An 8,398-nucleotide genomic window follows, 5' to 3' on the forward strand; every position below is an offset into this window, starting at 1 on the left:
TTTATAAGGTGTTTTTGCGTGTTCAAAAATATTTTGTAGGATTTTACACTTGTCAATTTTTCTATGTCTAGTTAAAATGAGAGTTCAGGAGGACAAAATTAGAATTTTTATGAGTGAATCTTTCAGCAATCTAATTGTTAGAATTATATACTATTTTATTTTTTCTTAGTAAGAAAAATCCTTTTTTAAAATATGGCAAATACGTACTATCAATAAAAAGTTATTCATTTTTTAATCCTGAAAAACTAAGATATGATAGCATATAAAAAAGCCTCAAATAAGCATAACTTATTTGAGGCTTTTACAATTATTTTTTATCAGAATTATACTTCTGTATCCAAAAGATCTGTGACCACATGATATCTAGGATCGTCTACAGCACTTTCTATAACCTGTTCAAAATTTGGATTCGCTTTTAAAAGTAACGCTTTACATTCTGGACTCAAGTGCGTTAATTTTATTTGCTTTCCTGCATCTAGGTATTTATTTGCAATAGTATATAATGCTTCTATGCCAGAGTGATCATTTATACGAGACTCTATAAAATCAATTTCTATTCTATCAGGATCATTTTTTACATCAAACTTGGCATTAAAGTTTTGAATAGATCCAAAAAATAAGGGTCCCCAGATTTCATATACTTTGGTACCATCTTCCTTGATACTCTTACGCGCACGAATCATCGTTGCATTTCTCCAAGCAAATACCAATGCACTCATAATAACCCCAGCAATTACAGCAATCGCTAGATCTTTCCAAACTGTAATCGCAGACACGGCAATCAATACAATCGCATCTGCCAGGGGAATTTTATGAAGGATTCTAAAACTAGACCAAGCAAAAGTTCCGATCACGACCATAAACATCACACCCACAAGCGCAGCAATAGGGATTTGCTCAATAAGCGGAGCCCCAAACAGGACAAAGCATAATAAGGCTACAGCAGCTACGGCTCCAGAAAGACGTCCGCGTCCACCAGAATTTACGTTAATAATAGACTGTCCAATCATAGCACAACCTCCCATACCACCAAATAAACCATTTAGGATATTAGCACTTCCTTGCGCCACACACTCACGATTCCCGCTTCCACGTGTCTCGGTCATATCATCAATAAGATTTAATGTCATTAGCGATTCTATAAGACCCACAGCAGCTAGTATAAAAGCGGTCGAAACAATCAACCCCCAATGTCCTTCTAAGGTTTCTAATAATCCAAAAATCTGAAACTGAAATGTAGGCAATCCACCTTCTAATCCAGTACCACCACTATCTATAATAAACGATCCAACCGTACTCATATTTAGTTTTCCAAAAATCACAATTGAAGCAACCACCACAATGGCAACAAGAGCCGCAGGTACTTTTTTAGTGATTTTAGGCAAGAAATACATAATTCCCATGGTAAGTAAGATAAATCCGATCATAATCCATAACGCACTATTGGAAAAGACCGCAGTCAACCAATCTCCTGTATTATCTAAGAAAGAAATCCCCTCTGTTCCCAAACTTGGAAATAATTTTAATTGAGATAAAAAGATGACAATCGCCAGTCCATTTACAAATCCCATCATGACAGGATGTGGAATCAAACGTACAAACTTTCCTAGTTTAAATATTCCAGCTGTAATCTGTATCGCCCCCACAAAGAGTAATGTAATAAACAACCATTGTAGTCCTAGATTTTCTATAGGAGTTGCCAGCGCATTACCTACTTCATTTCCTTGTTGGATCATATACACCATGACCACTGCCATCGCACCCGTAGCTCCAGAAATCATTCCTGGGCGACCTCCAAAAAGCGCTGTGACAATCCCCATCATAAAAGCGCCATATAGACCTACTAACGGAGGAATCCCCGCCACAAAAGCAAAAGCAACCGCTTCCGGCACTAAAGCCAATGCTACGGTAAGCCCAGAGAGGATATCATCTTTAGGGTTAAAGGTAAAGTTTTTAAATAGGCGTTGTATCATGTGTAAATTTTAAGCTTGCAAAGGTATGTTATTCTATCATGAAGCCCTAAAAGAACCTTTTGTTTTTACGATAGCGTTTTCGAGAGATTTATGTTTGTATGAAAAGTCCGCTTTCGCGAAAGCATATACCAGATGAATTAAAAAGTGTTTAGAATATAAGCTTTCAAAAAGACCGCTTTGCTGATAGAATATAGAGAATAGAACATAGAGTTTCTTAAATATGGGGATTTTTAGCTTCTCGCATCCAGCATCCAGCATTAAACAAATACCAAACCACAAAAAATCAAATTTTCAAAAAGATCGCTTTGCTGATAGAATAAAGAGAATAGAGTATAGATTTTCTTAAATATGGGGATTTTTAGCTTCCCGCACCCAGCATCCAGCATCAAACAAATGCCAAACCACAAAAAGTCAAATACAAAAACTTGCTACTTATAAATTCCATCTTCCTTTCTAACTAACAATTCAGTCGTTAAAAATGACAGTTGGGTTTCTTTTGCTTTCGCGAAAGCGTGTAAAACCTCACTTTTACAGCATCAAAAAACAATCAATTATGAAAACAATGATCACTTTAGCACTTTTATGCATAGCTACTTTAGGAAATTCGCAAAGCGCTTATGAGAAAGGAATGGGCAAAGCATTTGAACTTTGGAACGAAAATAAACTAGATGAAGCAGCCAACCTTTTTGAGCGTATTGCCGCTGCCGAAGAGGAACAATGGCTTCCTGATTATTATACAGCGCAAATCTATGTGTTGAAGTGCTGGAATACCTGGGAAGATCAAACGGAAGCTACTTTAAAACCGAATCTTGACAAAGCACAAGAACATATTAATAATATGCTCACTATAGACAAGGATAATCCGTATGCAAAGCAGATGCAAGCACAGTTATACACTGTTTGGGTAGCCTATGATGGTGCTAAATATGGTATGAAATATTCTGGTAAAGTATCTGAGTTGTATGCAAAAGCACAAGCCGCCGAACGTGAGAATCCTATATTCATTTTGAATAAAGCCGAGTGGGATATGGGGGCTGCACGTTATTTTGGAAGCGACACCACACCGTATTGTAAAGAAATAAAACGTGCCATAGATCTTTTTGCTACCTTTAAACCTGAGACAGAATTCCATCCTAGTTATGGATTAGATCGTGCGCAAGAAGCGTATGCTGAATGTAATAAATAGATTAGCATTTCACATGAAAAATATACTAAGAGAGTTTGGTAAAGCATTTGTGCTAGGATTGGTTATTTTCCTTGTACATGGGCTTATCATGTACTTATTAGGAAACCCTTGGTATGGAAGTAATGTTGTTGATTTCTTCTTTCAGAATCAGCTGTTTTCTGTAGCACTTTACCTGGTAAACATGTATGTGTTTAGAGCGTTTTTAGATCGCTATGGCGCTGAATTTTGGAAAACCCGTAACATTGTTATTGGACTTTTAAGCGGTGTAATGGCAACATTTATTACCGTGTTTCTAATCCGTGTTTTCTTACAGGTAGTTCTCACAGAAGTCCCATTAGAAACGTTTTTGGAGAATGAACGACTACGAGACTATTATCTCTCGTCTATTATTGCATTGGTTTCTACAGGACTCTTTTATGCTTTTTATTATTGGAAAAATACACAGGATCGTAAAGTCAAGCAGTCTAAGATTATTGCTAAAACCGCTTCCGCGAAATTTGATGCACTTAAAAATCAACTGGACCCTCACTTTTTGTTTAATAGTCTGAATGTCCTTGCAAGCCTTATTGAAGAAAATCCAAAACAAGCGCAGAAATTTACAACATCATTATCCAAAGTATATCGCTATGTGTTAGAGCAAAAAAACAAAGAACTGGTTCCTGTAGATGAAGAACTTACGTTTGCGCGAACGTATATGAATTTAATCAAAATGCGTTTTGAGGATAGTATTATTGTAGATATTCCTGATCATACGTCCAATCCAGAATTGAAAGTGGTGCCGTTATCACTGCAATTATTATTAGAGAATGCCGTCAAGCACAATATGGTAACTCCTACTAAAAAACTTCATATTGAGATTTATGAAGATGGGAATCGACTGGTTGTCAAGAATAATATTCAAGCGAAGCAAGTGATTAAGAAGAGTAGTGGGGTAGGGTTATACAATATTAAACAGCGGTATCAATTACTGACAGATGCAGACGTACGGATTCAAAATGATGGAAAAATCTTTGAAATAGCCATTCCGATGCTTATTGAGCAAAAAGCGTTTGTACCAAAGCAAAAAGAATACTTAGAAGATAAACGGTATAAACGAGCTAAAGAGAAGGTAGAGAAGCTTAAAGGGTTTTATATCCATCTGACCATTTATTTGATTATGGTACCTGTGTTTATTTTTCTAAATGCACGCTCTGGGTCTTTTCCTTGGGCCATATTTCCTATAGGTGGATGGGGATGGGGAGTGATAGGTCATGCGGCTGAAACCTTTGGTTGGAACCCCATATTCAATAAATCTTGGGAAAACAGAAAGATTGATGAATTAATGAACGACGATGATTTTTAAGCAATCATATAAAATAATTGAACGATGACACCAGAAGAAAAACGTGATAAATACGAACGTGCAAAGCAACGGGTAGCAGATCTAAAGAAGTTTTATGGCGAACTGATGAGTTACTTTCTGTTTATGGCTATACTAGCTGGTATTAATTTCTATTTTAATAATTGGTCGTATATGTGGTTTTTATGGCCTGCCTTAGGCTGGGGGATAGGGCTCACTTTTAAAGGATATAAAGTATTCACTAAAACCGCTTTTTTTGGTAGGGATTGGGAAGATCGTAAAATCAAAGAATTTATAGATAAAGAAGAAAATAATTAACCATCATGGAAAAAGAAAACGATCTGAAATACTTGCGAGCAAAAGATGCCGTAAAACGTATACAAGGTTTTTATTGGCATTTAGCTACGTATCTTATGGTGATTCTTCTGTCTATAGTCGGACCTTTTTTTAATTTTACATTTTGCTTCTTTTGCTTTTCTGATAATCATTGGATGAATCTTCTTGGGTTTATTCCTTGGGGTATTGGACTCTTACTTCACGGGCTTGTCGCTTTTAGAAGTTTTAGGCCTTTCCATAGATGGGAAGCGCGTAAACTTAGAGAGTTTATGGATGAAGATCGTTTCTAGTTTTCCCTCATTAAATAGCTTTAAATCCATTTTAAAAATGGTGAAGTTCCCTCAATTTATATTGTACCTTTGCCTAAGCAGGTCGCCTTATCGCTTTTTTATAAGAGGAAAGTCCGGACACCATAGAGTAGCATAGCGGCTAACGGCCGTCACACTGAACTTGTTTCAGTGTAGGACAAGTGCAACAGAAAGAATGTACAGGTCATGCTGTAGTGAAACCAGGTAAACTCTATGCGGTGCAATGTCAAGTATACCCGCAGTTAAGTGCTACTCGCGCGTTGTGGGAGGGTAGGCAGATGGAGGTGTTTAGTAATAAGCATCCTAGATAAATGATAAGGGTTACATTCGTGTAATACAGAATCCGGCTTATAGACCTGCTTTTTAATAAAACTCAATTTTGAGAAGTCCGAAAGACACACTCAACATTGTAAGTTGAATTCATTCCGCTTTTTTAACTAGTTTCAAAGTTTCTAATTTTTTTTACATCATTTTCAGGTATTAAACTTCCTAAAAAGGGACATTTACCCCATAAAAAAGTTGTAGCCTCATCGTAGTTTTGCATCAGAATTGTTGGTAAGACAATTTTATCTCACTAAAACACTTATAAATTATGCCAAATTACGCACAAGGAACAACAACTTGGACACAACTGACAAGCTATCAAGCGCTTTGGGATCCAAAAATCGATTTAGGAAAGTTTTACTTTACTACATTTCAAGGCAATAGAGAGGAAACGCCATATATGAATGCAGAGAATTTTGCAAGAGTCATCGATATTTTAAGAAACGAAAAGCCAGTGTATGGTAATTCAAGTACAGGATCTGTAACAACACAAACAGAAGCTGTAGGCGAAGAAGAAAGTTAGGCATTTATAATTACACTAAACTTGATAAAAGGATGCTGTTTTTGATAACAGCATCCTTTTTAATTTTATAATAGTTCGTATGTTATGACTATATGAACTTTCTTTTTCTGTAATAACTTTATATAGTTTCGCTTTAAGCGAAAAAAGAATTCAACAGAAATCTTCTAATTTTTTACTCTTCCTCATCACTTTCTGGCCATACAAAAAAGCTAAAAGCATTGCCACCATAATGCCGGGTTTCGACATAATGGGTTACATGATCCATTTTAGTCTGTTTGCTGTGTTCTATAATAAGGGTCCCGTCAGGATCTAATAATTGATTCTCAAAAATAAGCTTCGCTATTTTTTCAAATTCTTCCAAAGGAATATCATACGGTGGATCTGCAAAAATGATATCATAGGTTCCAGATGCACGTTCTAAATATTTAAAGACATCGCTTTTGATTGTTTGGATGGTCTCAAAATCAAATTCTTCTGCTGTTTTATTGATAAATTGTACACAGTGGTAATTTGAATCTACAGCGACAATTTTCTGTGATCCTCTAGAAGCAAACTCATAACTTATGTTTCCTGTACCTGCAAAGAGGTCTAAGACGTTTAATGAACTGATATGGTATTGACTACGTATGATATTGAACAAGGCTTCTTTTGCCATATCTGTCGTAGGACGTGTAGGTAGCTTTTTAGGTGCTTTTACACGACGTCCTTTATGCTTTCCAGAAATAATTCGTGTCATATACGTGTGCTTAAAATATAATCGCTAACAGGAATTATACTTGTTAGGTTTTCTTTGATTTTCAGATGACGTATGTATTTATAAGCTATTCCATACATAGGATCATCTTTTTGTATATGCCCTGTAAGTATAACCGCTACGGTGTCTGGATTTAATTCTAATTGCTCTAGCGTAAATAGAGTATAGTACATAAAGTCTTCTTTTGAATGGAAGTCGTACGCATTGGCAAGCAGTAGTTTCTTTTTATGAGTCACTATGAGATCAAAACTATTTTTATGTACATGAATATGGACTCGAGGCGATACATCCTGTACTTCTTTTTCTAACGTATGTTTGATAAAGAGTGAGATCCCGTGGTAATAATCAAAAGCGCCAAAGGTATCAAAAAAGAAATTATTGATATTGGCATAGGGAATGTATACCGTAATGATCTCTTGTGTATCCAAACGATCATAGGCAATAAAATCTGTTGGCAGAATTTTGGTGTTAAATTTTAAATAATCCGTTAACTTTTCAGGATCAAACACAGCCTCAGGAACCAGCGTAAATAAGTGATTGATATAAATTACTTCTACTTTTTTATACGATTCCTGTAATTCAGGATAGGTAGTAAAAATGGAAGTAACTTCTCCTAATAATGTCGCAGGGTTTACTTTTTGCTCAAACGTGATGGTTTTATAGGTAATGACCTCTTTTGTAGCAACATTTTGGGTGCAAAAAGAAAGTCCATCTAAGCATACTTGGATGGACAATTTCTTTGATATGGTATGTAATTGACTATTATTCGTCATTTGCACCGTAACTCTTCGGCCAGTTTCCGTTAGTAGTTATTTTATCTAGAGATCCTACGGTAAGGGCATCTCCATTTACACCATCTACAGAAATTACTTGCTTTTCTTTAGTGACATAATCTCTAGGCTGATCATAAAGAAGTACATCTTTAAGTACTTTTATTTCAAATACAGGGAAGTCAATATTACTTTTATTGATAGTACCTGTTTTAATTTCAAATTTAGCATTTGCTCCTTCAATAGGAACATTGATCATTGTTTTATAACGATCTGAATCTCCAAATAAAGAATCCTTTACAGATCTGAAACCTAAAGTATCTATGATCGTAATCTCTTTATAAGTATCAACTTTAAAAGCTTTTGTTTGCTCTTCATCTAGTACAGTTGAATCTCTACGTTGTGTTAATGTAAACTTGGCAGTATCTATAAAACGAACTAATTTATCAAAATCTGCTTGGTAGGTACCAGTTACTTTTTTGTAAGCCATTTCAGAAACACGCAGGTCGCGTAAGTTCTCGATAGCCATTTTGTACCTTTTTTCTTTAATCTCATTAAATTTTACTTCTCCATAGATGGCATTAAAAAGTAAATATGATAATACACCTATGATTACCCAAAGTACAAGTTGCAGAACAATTTTCATTCGTAGAGGTTTTTAATATTAGTTTACGTATACTCGCAAATCTACAATTTTTTTTTATTCGTAAAAACATATTAAGATATTTTCCTTCGTTATATTTAACCCACCTAATATCTACTTATGTCTACAGACCCTTCTTCGTTTTATAAACTCATGTGTACAGACTTCCCGTATACGCCTACTATAAAGCAAGATATCCTTTTACAAAAGCTTTCAAATTTCCTTTTAGACAGTAATTATGA

At 35.4% G+C, this 8,398-nt stretch carries 9 protein-coding genes and 1 other RNA gene; 6 read left to right on the forward strand and 4 right to left on the reverse strand.

What is annotated here, in order from left to right; genetic code table 11:
- Positions 1-323: 323 nt before the first annotated feature.
- On the reverse strand, positions 324-1,973 hold the full coding sequence (locus Q0505_RS02765; protein WP_299208531.1) for a SulP family inorganic anion transporter: 1,650 nt from the start codon (positions 1,971-1,973) through the stop codon (positions 324-326).
- A gap of 553 nt (positions 1,974-2,526) precedes the next feature.
- Between Q0505_RS02765 and Q0505_RS02770 the strand changes: the two genes are divergently transcribed.
- The 6 genes from Q0505_RS02770 (at position 2,527) to Q0505_RS02795 (ending at position 5,989) form a co-directional block, all read left to right on the forward strand.
- Positions 2,527-3,159 carry a hypothetical protein gene (locus Q0505_RS02770; RefSeq protein ID WP_299208533.1) on the forward strand — a complete coding sequence of 211 codons (633 nt, stop codon included), beginning with the start codon at positions 2,527-2,529 and terminating at the stop codon, positions 3,157-3,159.
- Positions 3,160-3,172: 13 nt separating this feature from the next.
- On the forward strand, positions 3,173-4,501 hold the full coding sequence (locus Q0505_RS02775) for a 2TM domain-containing protein (protein ID WP_299208535.1): 1,329 nt from the start codon (positions 3,173-3,175) through the stop codon (positions 4,499-4,501).
- Between the two features lie 24 nt (positions 4,502-4,525).
- Positions 4,526-4,816, forward strand: a complete 291-nt coding sequence (locus Q0505_RS02780; protein WP_299208537.1) for a 2TM domain-containing protein — start codon at positions 4,526-4,528, stop codon at positions 4,814-4,816.
- 5 nt (positions 4,817-4,821) lie between these two features.
- Complete coding sequence (locus Q0505_RS02785; RefSeq protein WP_299208539.1) at positions 4,822-5,124, forward strand: 2TM domain-containing protein; 303 nt, start codon at positions 4,822-4,824, stop codon at positions 5,122-5,124.
- 74 nt (positions 5,125-5,198) lie between these two features.
- Positions 5,199-5,509, forward strand: an RNA gene (gene rnpB, locus Q0505_RS02790) — RNase P RNA component class A.
- 225 nt (positions 5,510-5,734) lie between these two features.
- On the forward strand, positions 5,735-5,989 hold the full coding sequence (locus tag Q0505_RS02795) for a hypothetical protein (RefSeq protein ID WP_299208541.1): 255 nt from the start codon (positions 5,735-5,737) through the stop codon (positions 5,987-5,989).
- A 172-nt stretch (positions 5,990-6,161) separates the two neighbouring features.
- Here the strand turns inward: Q0505_RS02795 and rsmD are convergent, their stop codons facing one another.
- From rsmD to Q0505_RS02810, 3 genes are read right to left on the reverse strand one after another with little or no spacing between them, the layout of a single operon-like run.
- Positions 6,162-6,725 carry a 16S rRNA (guanine(966)-N(2))-methyltransferase RsmD gene (gene rsmD, locus Q0505_RS02800; protein WP_299208543.1) on the reverse strand — a complete coding sequence of 188 codons (564 nt, stop codon included), beginning with the start codon at positions 6,723-6,725 and terminating at the stop codon, positions 6,162-6,164.
- Entirely contained in the window at positions 6,722-7,516 is a 795-nt protein-coding gene (locus Q0505_RS02805) for a DUF3822 family protein (RefSeq protein ID WP_299208544.1), read from the reverse strand. Before Q0505_RS02805 ends, rsmD begins: the two co-directional genes overlap by 4 nt.
- Positions 7,506-8,159 carry a hypothetical protein gene (locus tag Q0505_RS02810; RefSeq protein WP_299208546.1) on the reverse strand — a complete coding sequence of 218 codons (654 nt, stop codon included), beginning with the start codon at positions 8,157-8,159 and terminating at the stop codon, positions 7,506-7,508. Before Q0505_RS02810 ends, Q0505_RS02805 begins: the two co-directional genes overlap by 11 nt.
- Between the last annotated feature and the right edge of the window lie 239 nt (positions 8,160-8,398).

The sequence above is a fragment of the uncultured Dokdonia sp. genome (assembly GCF_937910895.1).
In the GTDB taxonomy this organism is placed as follows: domain Bacteria; phylum Bacteroidota; class Bacteroidia; order Flavobacteriales; family Flavobacteriaceae; genus Dokdonia.